The 19,205-nt window shown below is 53.2% G+C and carries 20 protein-coding genes and 1 pseudogene; 14 read left to right on the top strand and 7 right to left on the bottom strand.

Going from position 1 to position 19,205, the window contains the following annotated elements:
- The first annotated feature begins 41 nt into the window (after positions 1 to 41).
- From hypA to flhA, 6 genes are all read left to right on the top strand, one after another.
- The gene (gene hypA, locus ACJY2G_RS01755; RefSeq protein WP_430320371.1) at positions 42 to 386 is read left to right on the top strand and encodes a hydrogenase maturation nickel metallochaperone HypA; all 345 of its coding nucleotides are present in this window, start codon (positions 42 to 44) and stop codon (positions 384 to 386) included.
- A gap of 29 nt (positions 387 to 415) precedes the next feature.
- Positions 416 to 1,210 carry a hydrogenase nickel incorporation protein HypB gene (gene hypB, locus ACJY2G_RS01750; RefSeq protein WP_430320372.1) on the top strand — a complete coding sequence of 265 codons (795 nt, stop codon included), beginning with the start codon at positions 416 to 418 and terminating at the stop codon, positions 1,208 to 1,210.
- On the top strand, positions 1,201 to 1,479 hold the full coding sequence (gene hypC, locus ACJY2G_RS01745) for a HypC/HybG/HupF family hydrogenase formation chaperone (protein ID WP_120161670.1): 279 nt from the start codon (positions 1,201 to 1,203) through the stop codon (positions 1,477 to 1,479). Before hypB ends, hypC begins: the two co-directional genes overlap by 10 nt.
- Positions 1,479 to 2,636: a hydrogenase formation protein HypD gene (gene hypD, locus ACJY2G_RS01740; RefSeq protein WP_430320373.1), complete on the top strand. Its 1,158-nt coding sequence runs from the start codon at positions 1,479 to 1,481 to the stop codon at positions 2,634 to 2,636. Before hypC ends, hypD begins: the two co-directional genes overlap by 1 nt.
- A complete protein-coding gene (hypE, locus tag ACJY2G_RS01735; RefSeq protein ID WP_430320374.1) occupies positions 2,629 to 3,651 on the top strand; it encodes a hydrogenase expression/formation protein HypE in 1,023 nt (340 codons plus the stop codon). Before hypD ends, hypE begins: the two co-directional genes overlap by 8 nt.
- Before the next feature lie 105 nt (positions 3,652 to 3,756).
- Entirely contained in the window at positions 3,757 to 5,841 is a 2,085-nt protein-coding gene (gene flhA, locus ACJY2G_RS01730) for a formate hydrogenlyase transcriptional activator FlhA (RefSeq protein ID WP_430320375.1), read from the top strand.
- Between the two features lies 1 nt (position 5,842).
- On the opposite strand, the gene ACJY2G_RS01725 is transcribed toward flhA, so the two are convergent.
- Genes ACJY2G_RS01725 through ACJY2G_RS01715 form a run of 3 tightly spaced genes read right to left on the bottom strand, consistent with a single transcriptional unit; the run spans position 5,843 to position 7,145 of the window.
- Entirely contained in the window at positions 5,843 to 6,388 is a 546-nt protein-coding gene (locus ACJY2G_RS01725) for a DUF4865 family protein (RefSeq protein ID WP_430320376.1), read from the bottom strand.
- Positions 6,385 to 6,792, bottom strand: a complete 408-nt coding sequence (locus ACJY2G_RS01720) for a tautomerase family protein (protein WP_120161675.1) — start codon at positions 6,790 to 6,792, stop codon at positions 6,385 to 6,387. The genes ACJY2G_RS01725 and ACJY2G_RS01720 overlap by 4 nt, the downstream gene beginning before the upstream one ends.
- A gap of 29 nt (positions 6,793 to 6,821) precedes the next feature.
- Positions 6,822 to 7,145 carry a carboxymuconolactone decarboxylase family protein gene (locus ACJY2G_RS01715; protein WP_120161676.1) on the bottom strand — a complete coding sequence of 108 codons (324 nt, stop codon included), beginning with the start codon at positions 7,143 to 7,145 and terminating at the stop codon, positions 6,822 to 6,824.
- Between the two features lie 105 nt (positions 7,146 to 7,250).
- Here ACJY2G_RS01715 and ACJY2G_RS01710 point away from each other — a divergent pair, with 105 nt between their 5' ends.
- Positions 7,251 to 8,132 carry a LysR substrate-binding domain-containing protein gene (locus tag ACJY2G_RS01710; protein ID WP_430320377.1) on the top strand — a complete coding sequence of 294 codons (882 nt, stop codon included), beginning with the start codon at positions 7,251 to 7,253 and terminating at the stop codon, positions 8,130 to 8,132.
- Positions 8,133 to 8,158: 26 nt separating this feature from the next.
- Here ACJY2G_RS01710 and ACJY2G_RS01705 read toward each other — a convergent pair whose 3' ends face one another.
- On the bottom strand, positions 8,159 to 8,359 hold the full coding sequence (locus ACJY2G_RS01705; protein WP_112290086.1) for a DNA polymerase III subunit theta: 201 nt from the start codon (positions 8,357 to 8,359) through the stop codon (positions 8,159 to 8,161).
- Between the two features lie 153 nt (positions 8,360 to 8,512).
- Between ACJY2G_RS01705 and yghX the strand changes: the two are divergent.
- Positions 8,513 to 9,419 (top strand): annotated as a pseudogene (yghX, locus tag ACJY2G_RS01700) (YghX family hydrolase).
- Positions 9,420 to 9,510: 91 nt separating this feature from the next.
- Here yghX and yghU read toward each other — a convergent pair.
- Positions 9,511 to 10,356, bottom strand: coding sequence for a glutathione-dependent disulfide-bond oxidoreductase (gene yghU, locus ACJY2G_RS01695; protein ID WP_120161679.1), 846 nt, complete (start codon positions 10,354 to 10,356; stop codon positions 9,511 to 9,513).
- 94 nt (positions 10,357 to 10,450) lie between these two features.
- A complete protein-coding gene (locus ACJY2G_RS01690; protein WP_120161680.1) occupies positions 10,451 to 11,512 on the bottom strand; it encodes a LacI family DNA-binding transcriptional regulator in 1,062 nt (353 codons plus the stop codon).
- 284 nt (positions 11,513 to 11,796) lie between these two features.
- Here ACJY2G_RS01690 and ACJY2G_RS01685 point away from each other — a divergent pair, with 284 nt between their 5' ends.
- Genes ACJY2G_RS01685 through ACJY2G_RS01670 form a run of 4 tightly spaced genes read left to right on the top strand, consistent with a single transcriptional unit; the run spans position 11,797 to position 16,658 of the window.
- A complete protein-coding gene (locus tag ACJY2G_RS01685) occupies positions 11,797 to 12,972 on the top strand; it encodes a Gfo/Idh/MocA family protein (protein WP_430320379.1) in 1,176 nt (391 codons plus the stop codon).
- A gap of 2 nt (positions 12,973 to 12,974) precedes the next feature.
- Positions 12,975 to 14,042 (top strand): Gfo/Idh/MocA family protein, encoded by a 1,068-nt coding sequence (locus tag ACJY2G_RS01680; protein WP_430320380.1) that lies wholly within the window; start codon positions 12,975 to 12,977, stop codon positions 14,040 to 14,042.
- A gap of 14 nt (positions 14,043 to 14,056) precedes the next feature.
- Positions 14,057 to 15,079 (top strand): Gfo/Idh/MocA family protein, encoded by a 1,023-nt coding sequence (locus ACJY2G_RS01675; RefSeq protein ID WP_430320381.1) that lies wholly within the window; start codon positions 14,057 to 14,059, stop codon positions 15,077 to 15,079.
- A 40-nt stretch (positions 15,080 to 15,119) separates the two neighbouring features.
- Positions 15,120 to 16,658 carry an MFS transporter gene (locus ACJY2G_RS01670; RefSeq protein ID WP_430320382.1) on the top strand — a complete coding sequence of 513 codons (1,539 nt, stop codon included), beginning with the start codon at positions 15,120 to 15,122 and terminating at the stop codon, positions 16,656 to 16,658.
- Positions 16,659 to 16,701: 43 nt separating this feature from the next.
- Here the strand turns inward: ACJY2G_RS01670 and ACJY2G_RS01665 are convergent, their stop codons facing one another.
- Entirely contained in the window at positions 16,702 to 17,229 is a 528-nt protein-coding gene (locus tag ACJY2G_RS01665; protein WP_430320383.1) for an N-acetyltransferase family protein, read from the bottom strand.
- Positions 17,230 to 17,326: 97 nt separating this feature from the next.
- Here ACJY2G_RS01665 and ACJY2G_RS01660 point away from each other — a divergent pair, with 97 nt between their 5' ends.
- Together ACJY2G_RS01660 and nlpA are read left to right on the top strand one after the other, a co-directional pair.
- On the top strand, positions 17,327 to 18,205 hold the full coding sequence (locus ACJY2G_RS01660; protein ID WP_430320384.1) for a LysR family transcriptional regulator: 879 nt from the start codon (positions 17,327 to 17,329) through the stop codon (positions 18,203 to 18,205).
- 135 nt (positions 18,206 to 18,340) lie between these two features.
- Positions 18,341 to 19,159, top strand: a complete 819-nt coding sequence (nlpA, locus tag ACJY2G_RS01655; protein ID WP_120161687.1) for a lipoprotein NlpA — start codon at positions 18,341 to 18,343, stop codon at positions 19,157 to 19,159.
- Positions 19,160 to 19,205 lie beyond the last annotated feature (46 nt).

Genomic DNA, 19,205 nt, shown 5'->3' with positions numbered 1-19,205 from the left:
TTGCAGCCTGTCTTAATTGTTCTCCTGAGGGAGGGGAAATAATGCACGAAATAACGTTATGCCAGAATGCCGTGGAAATAGTGGAGCAGTTCGCACGGCAAAATAATGCGCGGAAAATTACCGCGGTATGGATGGAAATCGGCGCGTTTTCCTGCGTCGAACCGGAGGCCGTGCAGTTTTGTTTTGAGCTGGCGTGTCGCGAAACGCTGGCGCAGGGATGCGAATTACATCTGGACACACCGGCGGCAGAAAGCTGGTGCCGCACCTGTCAGCAGGATATCGCGCTGCTCAGCCCAAACGTGCTGATTTGCCCGCAGTGTGGCGGACGCGATTTGCGGGTGATTGCCGGTGACGGCATGAAAATTAAACGTATCGAAATCGAATAACGGGCGTTCTTTTGCCCGGGGAGAAAGCTATGTGCAGTACCTGTGGTTGTGCCAGCGGCGAACTTCGTATTGAAGGTGTCAGCAGCGGGCACGCTCATCATTCTCATGACCCTTCGCACGACCATCATCACGATCATTCCCATGCCCATTCCCACGGCCTGCCATTTGCAGCGCGTCGTCTGGTGGATATCGAAATGGATGTGCTGGCGAAGAACAATCACATTGCCGCCCACAACCGCGAGCATTTTGCTGCGGCGGGCATTCTGGCGCTGAATCTGGTGTCCAGTCCCGGTTCCGGCAAAACCACCTTACTGACCAGCACCCTGACCCGGCTGGCCCCGTATTTCGACTGCGCGGTAATTGAAGGTGATCAGCAAACCACCAATGACGCCGACCGGATCCGCGCCACCGGCGTTCCGGCCATTCAGGTCAATACCGGCAAAGGCTGCCATCTGGACGCGCAAATGGTTCACGATGCGCTGCATCAGTTATCGCCAAACAACAACAGCCTGCTGTTTATCGAAAACGTCGGCAATCTGGTGTGTCCGGCCAGTTTTGATCTCGGCGAACTGCACAAAGTCGCGGTGCTTTCCGTGACCGAAGGCGAAGACAAACCGCTGAAATATCCGCATATGTTTGCCGCTTCCCGCCTGATGATCCTCAACAAAATCGATTTGCTGCCTTACGTCAGTTTTGACGTTGAGACCTGTATCGCCAATGCACGTCAGGTGAATCCGCAGATTGAAGTGATTCAGCTTTCCGCCACCACCGGCGAAGGCATGGATCAGTGGCTGCACTGGCTGGAGCAGCAACGATGTGCATAGGCATTCCGGGACAAATCGTCGCGTTGCATGAAAATCAGCCCGATCACGCCTGGGCACAGGTATGCGGATTGCGACGGGAGGTTAATATCGCGCTGGTGTGTGAAGGCGAACGCGAAGCGCTGATCGGCTGCTGGGTATTAATCCACGTCGGTTTTGCCCTGAGCCGGCTCGATGAGCACGAAGCGCTGGACACGCTGGCCGCGCTGCATGCGATGGAAGAAGTGGAAGCCGACGTCGCCTTATTTTTGGGTGCGGGAGAATCAAGGTAATGCGTTTTGTTGATGAGTTTCGGGATCCGAAACTGGCGAGAACATTAATCCAGCGCCTGCATCAGCGGGCGGCACATCTGCCTTTCAGCGCAGAAAAGCCGATGCAAATTATGGAAGTGTGCGGCGGTCATACCCATGCCATTTTCAAATTCGGGCTGGATAAACTGCTGCCCCCGCAACTGGAATTTATCCACGGCCCGGGATGTCCGGTATGCGTGCTGCCGATGGGGCGAATTGATGCCTGCTGCGAAATCGCCGCACATGACGGGGTGATTTTTTGCACCTTTGGCGATGCGCTGCGCGTGCCGGGAAAACAGGGTTCGCTGTTGCAGGCGCGCGAACGCGGCGCGGATGTGCGGGTGGTTTATTCCCCGCTGGATGCGCTGAAGCTGGCGCGTGAAAATCCGCAGTCTCAGGTGGTGTTTTTTGCGCTCGGTTTTGAAACCACGTTGCCGGTGACCGCAGTCACGCTGCAACAGGCACGGCGGGAAGGCCTGAATAATTTTACCGTCTTCTGCCAGCACATCAGCCTGATGCCCACATTGCGCAGCCTCCTGCAACAGGACGATGTGCGCATCGACGCCTTTCTGGCACCCGGTCATGTCAGCATGGTGACCGGCACAGCACCGTATCATTTCATCAATGAAGAATTCGGTAAGCCGCTGGTGATCAGCGGTTTCGAGCCACTGGATATGCTGCAAAGCGTGCTGATGCTGGTGGAACAAGTTTGCGAGGCATCGTGTAAAACAGAAAACCAGTACCGGCGCGTTGTGCCGCAAGAGGGTAATCTGCTGGCACAGGAAGCCATGCGCGAGGTGTTCCGGCTTTCCGGTAGCAGCGAATGGCGCGGGCTTGGGATTATCGAAGACTCCGGTATTTCCCTGAGCCGGGCTTACGCAACGTTTGATGCGGAAATTCGTTTCAGACCGCAGGCGCAGCCGGTAGCGGATGATCCGCGTTCCCGTTGCGGCGAGGTGCTGACCGGCCGTTGCAAGCCGCATGAATGCCCGCTGTTTGGCACCGGTTGTACACCGCACAATGCGTTTGGTGCGCTGATGGTGTCATCCGAAGGCGCCTGCGCCGCGTGGTATCAGTACCGGCATCAGGAAACCGCAGCACAAGAAAGAACAACAGAAGGTGTGGGACAGGATGAGTGAGCATAAAGAAGTCGTCACCATGGCGCACGGCAGCGGCGGGCGGGCGATGCAGCAGATGATCGAACGCCTGTTCCTGAGTGCTTTCGATAACCCGTGGCTCAGTGAGCGCGAAGATGCAGCACGTTTGTCGATTGCCCACCTGAGTGCGCAGGGCGACCGGCTGGCGTTCACCACGGACAGCTATGTCATCGATCCGGTATTTTTCCCCGGCGGTAATATCGGCAAGCTGGCGGTGTGCGGAACGGCGAATGACCTGGCCGTCAGCGGCGCAATACCGGCATATCTTTCCTGCGGATTTATTCTCGAAGAAGGGCTGCCGCTGGAAGACTTGCGCAAGATTGTGAATGCGATGGCACAGACCGCCCGCGAGGCCGGGATTGCCATTGTCACCGGCGATACCAAAGTGGTGCAGCGCGGCGCAGCGGACAAGATTTTTATTAATACGGCGGGGATCGGCGTCATCCCGGCGGATGTCCGCTGGGCTGCCCGCCATATTCAGGCCGGAGACAAAGTGATCGTCAGCGGTACGTTGGGCGATCACGGTGCCACTATCCTCAATCTCCGCGAACAGTTAGGAATGACGCTGGAAGTCGAAAGCGACTGCGCCGTGCTGGCGCCGATGATCGCTCCGCTGCGCGCACTTTCGGGTGTCCGCGCCTTGCGCGATGCCACGCGGGGCGGGGTCAATGCGATCCTTCATGAATTCAGCGCCGCCAGCGGGTTCGGAATTTGCATCGACGAAACGGCTATCCCGGTGAAACCGGCGGTACGCGGAATTTGCGAACTGCTCGGTCTGGAGCCGCTCAATTTTGCCAACGAGGGAAAACTGGTGGTGGTGGTCTCCGCGCAGGAAGAAAACGCGGTGCTGAAACTATTGCGCAGCCACCCGCTGGGTGCCGACGCCGCGACGATAGGTGAAGTAACCGAAAATCCCCGGGTGTGTTTGCGGGGTGCGCTGGGGGTTTCACGCCAGCTAATGTTGCCCCATGCGGAGCCATTACCCCGCATTTGTTGATCTCGTCAGGGGAGAGCGCCGCTATGAAGGCGTAAACTTTCGGAATAGTTTCTTCAAAAACGCTTTGAATCAAAAGCCAGAGTTAACGCTATGCAGAGTGCAACAATGAGCATTACCAAACACAAAGGATTGCTGGAACTGACGCGCACATTGCTGCTGCAACAGACCATGACATCGCTGCTGGAAACTCTCACTCAGGTAGCGCAGGGCGCGGGTATTGCGGATACCGTGACGCTGGTGTTGTTCGACAACAACAGCGAACGCGTCTGTTTTTATGGTATCGATCCCCATCATCAGCCGGTCAGCTATGAAGATGAAACGTTGCTGGCGACCGGTCCGGTACATGCCCTGCTGAATAACCCGCAAACTCAGGTCTGGCGCAGCGATGCTCTGCATCTGCGTTATCCGCAATTAAGCGCACTGAATCTGTATCCGCCGTTTAACGGATATTGTCTGGTGCCATTGCTGGCTTCATCCGGTTTACTGGGGGGCTGTGAGTTTACCCGCCAGAATGCAACGCCGTTCAGCGAAGAAGACAAAAACGGTCTGCACGAACTTTGTATGCTGGCTGCCATTGCGGTTGAACAAATCCAGCTGCGTGAAAATGCATTGTTTCAGCAATCTCAGCTGCGTCACGAGCGGGACGATTTCCGCATTCTGGTCGATATCACTAACGCGGTTCTCTCAAAGCTGGATCTTGATGAGCTGACCGGTGAAATTGCCAAAACTATTCATCATTTTTTCCACATCAATGCCATCAGTATTGTGCTGTGCGATGCGGACAAAGACAGCGAACAGGCCAGTGTTTACGCCACTCATTACGTACAAACTCACGTTGCGGAACGCGAACAGTCGCGCATGATGCTGAACGGTTCCCTTGAGCAACAGGTGATGAAAAGCGGCGAAATGCTGCTGACCAATGTCCGGCCAGCAGAAGAATTCGGGAGTGATGAGAGCACGCTGTTTCAGCTGCTGTGGCGCGATCAGACCAAAACGCTGTGTATCCTGCCGTTACGTTTTGGTCACAAAACGCTGGGTGTGCTGAAACTGGCGCAATGTCAGCCGGATAATTTCAATACGGCGAATTTGCATGTTTTACAGCAAATTGCAGAACGTATTGCGATTGCGGTAGATAACGCGCTGGCCTATCAGGAAATCAAAAGCCTGAAGGAAAAATTGCAGCACGAAAACCTGTATCTTACCGAGCAAATCAACAGCAATAACCCGGATTTCAGCGACATTGTCGGGCGCAGTCCTTCCATGTCTGCGGTGCTGAAACAGGTCGAGATCGTGGCGAAAAGTGACTGCTCGGTACTGATCCTCGGTGAAACCGGAACCGGCAAAGAACTGATCGCCCGCGCTATTCATAATCTGGGCGATCGTCGTGATCAGCGCATGGTGAAAATGAACTGTGCGGCGATGCCGGCGGGCCTGATGGAAAGCGATCTGTTCGGTCATGAAAAAGGCTCTTTCACCGGCGCTACGGCGCAGCGCATGGGGCGTTTCGAACTGGCCGACAAAGGCACGTTATTCCTCGATGAAGTGGGTGAAATCCCGATTGAACTGCAACCCAAGTTGCTGCGTATTTTGCAGGAACAGGAGTTTGAGCGTGTCGGCGGCAATAAACTGATTTCAGTGGATGTGCGGATGATCGCGGCGACTAACCGTGACCTGCGCCAGATGGTGGCCGACAAAGAATTTCGCAGTGACCTGTATTACCGGCTGAACGTGTTCCCGATTGTCATTCCGCCGCTGCGTGAGCGTCCGGAAGATATTCCGCAGCTGGTGAAATTCCTGACCTATAAAATCGCCAAACGCATGAAGCGCACCATCGACAGTATTCCCGCCGAAACCCTGCGTCTGCTGAGCCGTATGCCGTGGCCGGGCAACGTGCGCGAGCTGGAAAATGTCATCGAGAGAGCGGTATTGCTGACGCGCGGAACGGTGCTGGATTTGCAACTGCCTGAGCTGAATTATCCGTTACCGATGGCACCGGTCGTCACGCCTTCTGTGCGCGAAAGCACGCCCGTACCGCAACTGAGTGAAGACGACGAGCGGGCGCGCATTTTGCAGGTGCTGAAAGAAACCAACGGCGTGGTGGCCGGACCCCGTGGCGCGGCTCAGCGGCTGGGATTAAAACGCACCACGCTGTTATCGCGAATGAAAAAACTGGGGATTGCTGCGCACTGATTTAATCCGTTTCCATTACCGCATCGGACAAGGAAATATGGCCGATGCGGTAATGCTGCCCGTCTCCTTCCTGCGGGTTTCTTCCCGCAGTAAAATGTATTTTCTTCCAGTTTGTCGTGTCCCAGGCGGTCACCTCGATAAGTGTGTCACTGACCGTTTGCTGATCAGGTGGCGCAAGGTCACTGAAAGGTGCAATGTCAGTAACCTCTCTTTTGGCAAAAACAGCTGCCGCAACGTCTGCGCTGACGTGCGCTGCCAGCACCGGATAAACCCGGACAGGCGGCCAGCCGAAGGCTCTGGCGACGCCTTGAAAACCGGCACCTGAAATAAAGCGATTCATACTTTGCACGTCATGCCACAGGTAAAACGGCGCATACAGATTTTCTGCGCTGCCGGTTTGCGAGCAGTCGCGGCGGGCGTAAAGATAAGTTTTGAAGATAAGCCCGGCAAAGCCATCCATCAGATGGCCGTTATCAGCAATGCGCTTTTCGATAATGCCCATGTCGTAATCGGCAGGCAGCGTAAAGGTGTATTGCATGGCAATCATAAGAACACTCCTTGTGGGAGTTTGAACATCTCACCATGACTGAACGACCAGTCTTCCGGTTGGGTAAAGCTCACCACCACCATCACATCCGCCGGAGAAATCCCCAGCGCAACGTGCAGTTTTTCAGTCAGATGACGGAACAGTTCCTGCTTCTGGTAACTGTTCCGCGGTTTGCCTGCAGTGATGTGAAACAGCAAAAAATCCTCTGAGCGGTGATGATTTTCCCCGGCAAGATAAGTCGGATTGATCACTCTCTGGCGGCGGCTGGCCGGTTCGAACAGCTGAAAACAGTCATCTTTAGGCACAGAAAAATGATCAACCAGTGTGTTCTGCAATATGGCTGAAATGGCATCCTGCCAGGTATCTGCGCGGTGATCGGGTAAGGAAATTCGGGTAAAAGGCATCGGTTGTTCCTCCGGTTACGGGGCGCGGTTTACTGCTCGCTGAGCGCGGAGAAGCGCGTCAGGGCGGATGCCGCAGCGGGCCAGCCGGCATAAAACGCCAGATGAGTGATCACTTCCGCCAGTTCGGTTTGAGTGACACCATTTTTCACCGCCAGACTCAGATGAAAGGGCAACTGCTCGCCGCGGTTCAGGGCAATCAGTGCGGCAACGGTGATCAGGCTGCGGTCGCGCGGTGACAGTTCTTCTCTTTTCCACAGATCGCCGAACAGTACCTGTTCCGTCAGTTCTGCAAATTTAGGCGTCAGGCGTGACATCGCGTCCAGCGTCTGCGTTTGTGAGGAAGTTGTGCTCATATCAGGCTCCTTTTTTTGGGTGTGAGAAGGAGCATAAGGCGTTATGATTATCCTTAATATCGAAAATTTCAGCAGCATTAATCCGTAAAAACAGGATGATTTGTCATGGCGAAAAGACCGGTGACTTTTGATGCAGAGGCGTTGCGCAGTTTTGTGACCGGTATTGAGCTGGGCAGTTTTGTGCTGGCTGCCGACCGGCTGGGGCGCTCGACTTCTGCGGTCAGCGCACAGTTGAAAAAGCTGGAGCAGCAGGCAGGTACGGAGCTGGTGCAAAAATCAGGGCGGCACCTGATCCTGACGGAACGCGGCGAAGTGATGCTGAGCTATGCGCGGCGGATCCTCAGCCTCAACGATGAAGCCAGCGCCATCATGCTCGCCAGCGCCCTGAGTGGCAGTCTGAATCTGGGCATGCAGGAAGATTTCGGCGAAGCGCTTTTACCGGCGCTCCTCGGCACATTTACCCGCGCACATCCGCAGGTGCAAGTCTCCGCCAGCATTACCCGCAACCAGCAATTGCTCGACGGGATCCGCCATAACGAGTTTGATCTTGCGGTGTGCTGGCAGGCCGATGAAGCGCCGCTCTTTCCATCCAGCCGGTCGCTGGGGCGTATACCGATGCGCTGGATAGGCCCTGAAAACTTCGACCTGAAACATTATCAGCAAACCGGCGAACCGCTGCCGTTACTGGTGTTTGAAGCGCCATGCCTGATGCGAAATGCCGCCACAACGGCGCTGGATAAAGCGGGTATTCCGTGGCGTATCGCGTTTACCAGCCGCAGCCTGAGCGGGATCTGGGCCGCGATGTCGGCGGGATTAGGCGTCACCGTGCGTACCGATTTCGGCAGGCCGCAGACGGTCAGAATGTTAAATGAGTTGCCCGAACCGGGCGAAGTGGGGATCAGCCTGCATCAGGGGCAGACGCCACCCGGTGAGGCGGCGGGGTATCTGATTCAGGCGATAAGCGATTTCTTCGCGGTGCGCCGGTAAATCTGTACGTGTATAAATCGCGGCGGTTACTTCTTTGCGGGTTGCTGGCGATAGTGCGCCAGACGCTCGCGGAAATACGCCCGGAGATGCTCCGGTTGTTCCATTTCAACTTCGTCTGCATTCACCGGCAGATTATTGCGCTCACGCACCGCGACCGTCCCGGCGGCCAGTCCGGCACTCACTTTGTCCATTTCTTCTTTACTCAGCCCTGCGAGATTGTTGTTCATAGCGTCTCCTTTTAATTCCACGGAGTTTAGCATTCTCAGCCCGCAAATGGTTCTGAGCATGGCGTCATTGGCATTCAATTTCACAATCGGTTTACAAAATCGCCAAAAGCAGGCCATTATTTATCCTTCTTTTGCATGGAACGGAGCCTGAAAATGACGCGAATGACAGCCAAAGATTTCCCTCCTGAACTCCTCGAATATTTTGATTTCTACGTACACGGCAAAATGACCAAGCGTGAGTTTCTCGATCTGTCTGCCAAATTTGTGGCGGGGGGATTGTCGCTGGCAGCGCTGACCACGCTGATGACGCCCAATTACGCCTACGCCGAACAGGTGGAATTCACCGATCCGGATATTGTGGCGGAATATATTCAGTACCCGTCGCCGCAGGGGCACGGCAGCGTGCGGGCGTATCTGGTGCGTCCGGCCAAATTAGCCGGTAAAGCGCCCGGCGTAGTGGTGGTGCATGAAAATCGCGGGCTGAATCCGTATCATAGAAGACGTGGCGCGGCGGGTGGCGAAAGCCGGATTTGTCGCACTGGCGCCGGACGGTCTGAGTTCTGTCGGCGGGTATCCGGGTAACGATGAAAAAGGGCGCGAGCTGCAACAAAAGGTCGATCCGGCCAAACTGATGAACGACTTTTTTGCTGCGGTTGAATTTCTGATGCATCACCAAACGGCCACCGGCAAAGTCGGGATCACCGGTTTTTGTTACGGTGGCGGCGTAGCCAATGCGGCGGCAGTGGCGTATCCGGAACTGGCGGCCGCTGTGCCGTTCTACGGGCGTCAGCCGAAAGCCGAAGATGTGCCGAAAATCAAAGCGCCGTTATTGCTGCATTACGCCGAACTGGATAAACCGATTACCGAGGGCTGGCCTGCGTATGAGGCGGCGCTGAAGGCCAACAATAAAGTCTATGAGGCGCATATTTATCCCGGCGTGAACCACGGTTTCCACAATGATTCGACACCGCGCTATGACAAAGCCGCAGCGGATCTCGCCTGGGAAAGAACCATTGCCTGGTTCAAAAAGTACCTGGAACCGCAAACAGAAAGCGCATAAAAGAAAAGGGCGGGATCGCAAAATCCCGCCCTTTTAGTCTCTAAGCAATGCCGCCTTCTGCGACGGCGGATTTTTACCTGCTGTCAGTCCGTTACGACTTCAGTACGCCATCAAAATCGGATGCATCGTGGCGTTCTTCCAGCTGTTCGTCACCCCAGGTGCGGTTGACGATACGGCCACGTTTCACCGCCGGACGGCTGGCAATATCAGCGGCCCAGCGCTGGAAATGCTTGTAGGATTTGATGTCGAGGAATTCGGCGGATTCGTACAAGCCGCCCTGCGCCAGACTGCCGTACCAGGTGAAAATAGCGATATCGGCAATGGTGTATTCTTCACCGGCGATGAAACGGTGCTCTGCCAGCTGGCGATCCAGCACATCCAGCTGACGTTTGGCTTCCATCGTGAAGCGGTTAATGGCGTATTCGATTTTCACCGGCGCATAATGATAAAAATGTCCGAAGCCGCCGCCCAGATAGGGCGCGGAACCTTGCAGCCAGAACAACCAGTTCAGAGTTTCGGTGCGACCGGCGAGATCTTGCGGCAGGAACTTACCGAATTTTTCGGCCAGATACAGCAGGATATTGCCGGATTCAAACACGCGGATCGGCGGCGTAGCAGAGTTATCCAGCAGTGCCGGGATTTTCGAGTTCGGGTTAACGTCAATAAAGCCGCTGGAGAACTGATCGCCTTCGTTGATGCGGATAATAAACGCATCGTATTCCGCACCGCTGACACCCTGTTCCAGCAATTCTTCCAGCAGGATCGTCACTTTCTGGCCGTTTGGTGTGCCCAGCGAATAAAGCTGAAGCGGGTGTTTACCGACCGGCAGCGTTTTCTCATGTGTCGGGCCCGCTATCGGGCGGTTGATGTTCGAGAACTTGCTGACTTCGTCTTTATTCCAGGTCCAGACTTTTGGTGGCTGATACTGTTCTGACATGACATTCTCCGCATCTTTTTTTGAGGTTAAGACTCAAAAGTCTAGCAGGAGATGATCAACGATGACGCTGAGAATGTGCCTTCAGTCAATGCGGCTAACTGGCCGCAGGATATAACCCTTTGCGCTTCCATTTCACATCTGCTACCGACTGGCCGGTGTGATTTTTTCCCTGTAACAACAGGTTGAATTTAGCGCCGGTTGCCCGCATCAGGCGGCTTTGCAGAATATACACCGCCTCGATGCCCAACTCACGGCAGGGCAGATGTACAGCAGTAAAACTTTGTGCAACGGATGTTTTCATGTCGTGCGCGAAATCGATACTCATCACCGATATATCTTCCGGGACTTTAAAGCCGTGTTTGTTCAGTGCATCTACGGTGGCCTGTGCGATCTGGTCACCTCCGCAGACGATGGCCGACGGCATGTTTTCCCGTTTATGCTCACGAAGATACTTCTCAATGCTTTCCCTCGCCTGTTCCCCACCGCTCCCATGATTGACCAGCAAATGCATGGCTTCATCAAACACCACATGGTGTTCCAGACAGGCGCGTTTAAAACCGTCGAGCCGTTGCATCATGGTTTCCCGACGCAGATCGGTGAACAACAAAACGGGGCGGTGGCCTCTGACAAACAGAAAGTTAGCGGCACTGTATCCGATGGAATAATGATCGGCTGAAACACAGTCGAGGCGCATTTCGCTGTCTTTCGCATTAATCATCACCACCGGTTTGTTGGATTCCGCGGCAAGGCGATACAGCATCACGTCATCAATGCCGATGATGATGATTCCATCAACATCCCCCTGACTGAGCGCCTGCATAAAAACGGCGATATCTGGATCATTGACCGTTAGCGCACATTTGCGGACATGAATATCATAACGGCCCACTTCCGCCGTAATTTCCTGAATGACTTCATGATAATAACGATCTTCATGGGGGGTAAATGCTGCCGGTGGCGCACAGATTAACAGCGTATTCATCAACAGACGGCTGGCAGGTATATCACGTAAAATACCCATTGTCCTTGCATGGCTAAATACTTTTTCTTTTGCCTGCGGACTGACATTCGATTTTCCGGCTAATACCCTGGAAACGGTACTGGGAGAAAGCCCGGTTAACTCGGCTATTTGCCGGATTTTTAATTTTCCTGTCATTTTGTGATCAACGCCTCATTAGCTCATGGACTTATTACCACGGTTAACTTTATGTAATTAATGAACTATTCAGCATGATAGCAAATTCTGATTGCCGCGCTGCAATTCCTGTCACAAATAACGGTTGTTGGAAAAAAAAGCCATTACTATCCTCCCGAATATAAGAGATTCAGCCAAAAGTAAGAGGTTTGTTCATGCCATTTTTCATTAATGTGAAATTAAATCATTAATTAATTCAGTGGGATGATCATGCCTTTACATCGGTTCCACGTCGGGAGAGTAAAATGCTAAAAATAGCAATTATTGGTACGGGTAATATTTCCCATAATCATATTCAGGGATATTTAGAGTTTGCTGATCGTTGCCAGATTGTTGCGCTGGTAGATATTTATCCTGAAAAGGCGGAAGAGAAAAAACGTCATTATGGCCTGACCAATGCGAAGGTGTATGCCAGCCATGAGGAAATCCTCGGCGATACTGAGATCGACGTTTTTGACGTGTGTACGCCACCGTATGTCCATGCCGAAATTTCTATCAACGCCCTGAATGCGGGCAAGCATGTGCTGTGTGAAAAGCCAATGGCAGCATCGTTGCAGGAATGCGATGCCATGATCAGTGCAGCAAAAGAGAGTGGTAAAACGCTGTCAATTATTGCGCAGAACCGCTTTACCGACGCATTCTGGCGCTTAAAGAAAGTGCTGGATTCCGGCGAAACCGGCAAAGTCTGCCATGCGCAGGTCGATTCATTCTGGTGGCGTGGTTATTCCTATTACGATTTGTGGTGGCGCGGCACCTGGGAAAAAGAGGCGGGCGGTTGCACGCTGAATCACGCGGTTCATCATATTGATGCTATCCAGTGGATGCTCGGTTTCCCGTCTGAAGTGGTGTCGATGATCACTAATGCCGCGCACGATAACGCCGAAGTGGAAGATCTCTCGGCAGCCATTTTCAAATATGACTCCGGTGCGCTGACTCAGCTGACGGCCTCGGTAGTGCATCATGGTGAAGATCAGAAGATTGTCATTCAGGGCGAGAAAGCGCGAATTTCTGCCCCGTGGGATAAATACGCCAGCATTTCTGCGCCGAACGGCTTCCCGATAGATGAACGCGATACCGATCGTGAAAATCAACTCGAAGACATTTACCAGTCGATCCCTAAACTCACTTATACATTGCATATCGGCCAGATTGACAATTTCCTCACTGCGCTGGAAACCGGCACCGCGCCGCTGATCGACGGCGTGCAGGGCAAGCGTTCGCTCGAACTTATCGCCGCCATTTATAAATCCGCCATCACCCGCAGCATTGTGACCCTCCCGCTGGCTTCCACCGACCCGTTCTATCAGACCGGCGGACTGGTTTCGCTCGCCCCGCACTTTTATGAGAAATCTGCATCGGTGGAAAACTTCGCCAATGAAGACGCGATCCCGCTCGGTAAAAACATGGATAAAGGAGCCTGAACATGAGCAACAAAGACGGTATGAATTATGCGCCGGTAGGCAAACCGCAGCCGGTGGTAAAACCGGGTGAATTCGTGATTGCCGCCGCCGCGCTGGATCACGGGCACATCTACGGCATGTGTAACGGATTGATTGAAGCAGGAGCCAGCCTGAAATGGGTTTACGATCCTGACCCTGCAAAAGTAGAGAAGTTTGTTGCGCAGTATCCGCAGGTGAAGGTCGCGAAATCGTTGCAAACCCTTCTCGATGATAAAGAAGTGCAACTGGTGGCAGGTGCGGGCATTCCGTCTGAACGCTGTGCATTGGGGCTGAAAGTGATGGCGGCCGGGAAAGATTATTTCACCGATAAAGCGCCATTGACCACACTGGAACAACTGGCAGCGGCGAAGGCAAAAGTAGCCGAAACCGGGCGTAAATTTGCGGTGTATTACAGCGAGCGTCTGCACGTCGAAAGTGCGGTATTTACCGGCCAGTTAGTGCAGGAAGGGGCGATCGGGCGTGTGATCCAGACGCTCGGCACCGGTCCGCATCGCGAAGGCGAAGGACGACCAGACTGGTTTTATGAGAAAGAGCAGTTTGGCGGCATTCTCTGTGATATCGGCAGCCATCAGATTGAACAGTTCCTGTTTTACACCGGCAACAGCAATGCTCACGTGGTAGCGGCTCAGGCACTGAATTTCAATCATCCGCAATATCCGAACTTTGAAGATTTTGGCGACACCATGCTTGAAGGCGAAAACGGCGCGCGCGGTTATTTCCGCTGCGACTGGTTTACGCCGGAAGGGCTGAGCACATGGGGCGACGGGCGTCTGACGCTGCTTGGTACTGAAGGGTATATCGAGATCCGCAAATATGTCGATCTCACACGCGGCGAGCAGGACGTGGTGTATCTGGTGAACCGGGAGGGGGAGTTCCGTTATCCGGTTTCCGGCAACGTCGGCTTCCCGTTCTTCGGACAGCTGATACTGGATTGCCTTAACCGCACCGAAAAAGCCATGACGCAGGAACATGCGTTTAAGGCCGCCGAACTGTGCGTGCGGGCGCAGATGCTGGCTAACGAAACCCACTGAATCGGGAGCGGATCATGAAAACTCTTGGGGCTGCGGTAATCGGTTGTGGTGCCATCCATACCTGCCATGTCACGGCGATTCAGCATGAGCCAGAATGTCAGTTACGGGCCATTGCTGAGTGCAATATTGGCAAAGGCAGGGCGCTGGCGCTGGAATATGGCTGTGATTTTTATACTGATTATCACGAAATGTTATCTGATCCGCTGATTGACGTGGTGCATATCTGTTTGCCGCATCATTTACATCTGGAAGCGATTCTCGCCGCGCTGGCGGCGGGAAAGCATGTTTTCACCGAGAAACCGGTGGCGCTGAATATCGGTGAGGTCAGCGCCATTAAATGGTCAGAGGCGCAGGCTGACGGAGTGCTTGGCGTGTGTTATCAGAACCGCCTGAATCCTTCCAGTCAGAAAATCAAAGCACTGCTGGACAGCGGGCAGCTGGGCAACATGTTGAGCATCAAAGCCATCCTGACCTGGTCACGCGGCGGGGCGTATTACAGTGAAAGCCTGTGGCGCGGGCGTTTTGCCACCGAAGGCGGCAGCCTGCTGATCAATCAGGCGATCCACACGCTGGATTTAATGCAGTGGCTTAGCGGCGGCGTGCTGGCGCTGAAGGGCGTGGTGGAAAGAACGTTTCTCAGTGATCTGACTGAAAATGAAGATACCGCGATGGCCAGTCTGAAAATGGGTAACGGTGCGCGGGGATTGTTTTACGCAACCAATTGTCACAGCACCGACTCGCCGTTGCTGCTGGAAATTCATTGTGAAAAAGGACTGCTGCAGTTACATCACAACGCGCTGTGGCTGATTGAAGGAGAAAATAAAACGCTGCTGGTCAGCGATGACAGTCCGTCAGGAACAACCAAAAGCTACTGGGGCGACAGTCATCGTCAGGCAGTATCAAATTTCTATTATTCCATTCGTCATCCTGAAGAAAAAAATTATATCTCTGTTTCACAGGCCGAAGTGTCTCTGAATATTGTCGGGGCGATTTACCGCTCATCACAATCAGGGAAATGGATAACTCTGGCTGATTAAATAATTTTAATAATAACTTTACCTTCACAGGATAATAATAATGAAACCTACTGAGCGCAGAGTCGGTTACGGCACGGCTATAGGCTATGGCGTAACTGACTTATTTGGTGGCGGTGCATTCGCCGTTATCGGTACCTGGCTTTTATTCTTCTATACCATGTATTGTGGATTGACTGTTTTAGAAGCGGGTTCTATTTTCGCTATCGCCCGAGTGATTGACGCGGTATTAAGTCCCATCATGGGTTATATTACCGACCACTTTGGTAATACCTGGCTGGGTAAACGGTTTGGCCGCCGTCGCTTTTTCCTGCTGATCAGTTCGCCGCTGATGTTCCTGTATGCGCTGGTCTGGGTCAAGGACATGGGCTACTGGTATTATCTCGGAACGTATTTGTCGATTGAATTACTGTCGGCGATGGTGCTGGTGCCGTGGGAAACACTGGCCGCAGAGATGACCAACCGTTTCGGCGAACGTACCCGCCTGGCCGGTGTACGCATGATTTGCTCGCAGCTTGGCGGTTTTCTTGCCGTGTCTGTACCGGGCGTGATCATGATGTTTACCGGTAAAGATAATCCGATGACGTATACCTACACGGGGATGTTCTTCGCCACAGTATTTTGTATCGCCGTGTTTACCACCTGGTTATGTACCTGGGAGGCGAAGGATGTGCGGGATCCGAATGAGCCTGAACCGGAAATGGAATCCGGCGGCAGCCTCTGGCATCATCTGAAAAGTCTGGTGCTGGATTTTATTTCGTCCTTTAATATCCGCATGTTCCGTCAGCATATTATTATTTATATCGCTTCATTCACCGCAATGGACGTATTTGGTGCCGTCTTTACCTATTATGTGGTTTATGGCCTGCATCAGGATGTAGGGGCGGTTTCGGGATATTTAAGCGTCGCAGCTTTTGTTTCCGTACCCTCGACCATTGTTTATATGATGGTCATGGAAAGGTTGAATGTTTCGCCTTCCGCTGCGTTGCGGATAGCGTATGGCTGTATCTTCTTTGTGCTGGCTGCTCTGTTTTATATTTATATTACCAACACAGCGGTGCCGCTAATTCTCTTTACTTCCATTTTTGTTGTTTTAGGCTTTGGTCGTTCAGGGCTCTATTATATTCCGTGGAATATTTACAGCTTTATTCCGGACGTCGATGAGATAGTCACCAAAAAACGCCGCGAGGGGATTTTTGCCGGTGTCATGGTATTTACCCGTAAAAGTACTGTTGCGATTGCCATTATGATTGTAGGTCTGGTGCTGGAAGAAAGCGGATTTGTGAAAGGGCAGGGCGCGCAGCCGCTCAGCGCGTTAAACGCGATTATAGGACTGATGATCTTTGCCACCGGGGCATTGCTGGCAATCAGTTTCTATATGACTTTCAAATTCAAGCTGACGCGGGACACGCATAAAATTCTGATCAAAGAAACTGCTCGCCTGAAATTGGGCGGCGCCCAGGAAGATTGCGACGAAGCATCTCGCAAGGTGATTAAAGACCTGACGGGTTACGAATACAATGAGGTGTGGGGCGGCAGCGCAACGCAAAAAAATACCAGGGAAAAATTAGCGATAGAATAATCAGTTAAATGCGGGCAGATATTCTGCCCGCTTTCATTTCCGGTCAGCTCTCCTGCGCAGGCAAGGTCTGGTTCCCGTTACCCAGCGCACGCTGCATAAACACCGTATCCAGCCAGCGGCCATGCTTGAAACCGACAGAATGCATGGTGCCTTTCACCTGAAAACCAGCAGCGAGGTGCAGATTAATCGACGCCATGTTTTCGCTGTCGCCGATATTCCCCACCAGCTGGCGAAAACCGTGCATTTCCGCCCAGTCAATCGCCCGGCGAAGTAGCGCTTTACCCGCGCCGCGTTTCTGAAAACCGGGATCGATATAAATCGAATCCTCCAGCGTATAGCGGTAAGCAAAACGCTCGCGGTAGCGGCCCAGATAGCAATACCCTTTAACTTCCCCTTCATGCAAAACCACCAGCCACAGCAAACCAGCTTCCTGAATTTTTTTCAGGCGCAGTGCCATTTCATGTTCATCAGGTGGCTGAGTTTCGAACGAGGCCGTCCCATGCAAAACATGCCAGGCATAAATTTTCTGCATGGCAGGGATATGTTGTTTGTCTGCTTCAATAATTTCCATTTTTTCGGTCTCGTGGGTGATTTCGCTATAGCCTACTCTTTCCCAAAACGAGCTGGGAGGGCAAACTGTTTATCACCGGTATAAGGAAAACTTTGAGATGCCCAGCCTTAATCTTGATCACCTGACCACATTCAAACTGGTCGCCAGCCGGAAAAGCTTTTCCGGTGCTGCTGACGCGCTCGGGCTTTCGCAACCCGCCGTCAGCCTGCAAATCCGCCAGCTAGAACAAACTCTGCAGGCGCGTCTGGTTGAGCGCACGGGCAGGGGGATCCGCCTGACAGCCGCCGGGAAAACATTATTGTCACATATCGGGCCTGTCGAACAGGCCGTGAGTGCCGCGATGCTTTCGGTGGCGGCAACCACACAGGAAGTCAGCGGAACGGTAACTCTTGGAACGGGCGCAACGGCATGTATCCATCTGCTGCCGCCGCTTTTAGAGCAACTGCGCACTGAGCATCCGTTGTTAACCGTGCGCGTCAGAACGGGAAATACGCAGGAAATTTTGCAGGCGGTGGAAGATAACCGCGTTGATATTGGCCTCGTCACGATGCCTGCGGCGGGTCGTAATCTGCATGTCAGCCCGGTCACCCAGGATGATTTCAAAGTCATCATGAAAAAGGATGACAATGCAACGGACAGAAGCATGACGGCGGCAGAGCTTCAGACATTACCGTTGATCGTTTCTGAATACGGCAGCGGAACCCGCGCATTAATCGACGGCTGGTTTCAGGCAGAAGGGATTGCCGTGCAGCCAGTGATGGAGCTCGGCAACATCGAGGCGATTAAAAAAATGGTGCAGGCCGGTCTGGGCTACAGCATCGTGCCCGGAATGTCGGTAGCCAGCCCGCAGGACAGGGTTGGGTTGAGTGTGATGGCATTGCAGCCGGTTCTCCGCCGGCCGCAGGGGATTGTGATGCGACAGGATAAGACGCTGACGAAAGGCATGGCGGAGTTGCTGAAGTTAATCGGGGGATGATCCTCTGCAACCCTGATGTTCCGGCTTATATGCTTTTTTCTTCTTAGCAGTGCTTTATTGGTTTTTTAAACCGCGACAATCCTCCTGTTATAGTCATTTCATTACGCATTAGCGGTTATTTTTTAAGGAAAAAAAGTGAAACTGACGTTCCCTCATTTACGTACTGGTGCTGTGGTTTTGCTGGCGGGATTACTGCTGGCGGGCTGTGATCAAAAAAGCGGTGATGCTAAACATATCAAAGTTGGCGTGATTAACGGCGCCGAGCAGGATGTGGCGGAAGTCGCGAAAAAAGTCGCCAAAGACAAATACGGTCTGGACGTAGAACTGGTTGGTTTCAGCGGCTCATTACTGCCGAATGACGCAACCGAACACGGCGACCTGGATGCCAACGTGTTCCAGCACCGCCCGTTCCTCGATCAGGATAACAAAGCTCATGGCTATCATCTGGTGGCGGTCGGCAACACCTTTGTGTTCCCGATGGCGGGTTACTCGAAAAAGATTAAAACCGTTGATCAGCTTAAAGACGGCGCCACCGTGGCGATCCCCAACGATCCGACCAACTTAGGCCGCGCGCTTCTGCTGCTGCAAAAAGAGAAACTGATCACCCTGAAAGACGGCAAAGGCCTGTTGCCGACGACGCTGGATATCACTGAAAACCCGCATCACCTGAACATTATGGAACTGGAAGGCGCGCAACTGCCGCGCGTGCTCGACGACCCGAAAGTCGATGTTGCCATTATCAGCACCACCTATATCCAGCAAACCGGATTATCGCCGGTGCATGACAGCGTATTTATCGAAGATAAAAATTCGCCGTACGTGAATCTTCTGGTTTCACGCCCGGACAATAAAGATGCGGAAAACGTGCAGGAGTTTCTGAAATCGTATCAGTCTCCCGAAGTGGCGAAGGCAGCCGAGAAAATCTTTAACGGCGGGGCGGTTCCGGGCTGGTGATGATATTTGCATGACAAAATCTGCTATTTTCAGAAGCCCGCTTAAT

It is taken from the genome of Rahnella sp. ATs2, assembly GCF_051851855.1.
GTDB lineage: Bacteria > Pseudomonadota > Gammaproteobacteria > Enterobacterales > Enterobacteriaceae > Rahnella > Rahnella variigena.
This window is presented reverse-complemented; position numbering and strand designations above follow the sequence as displayed.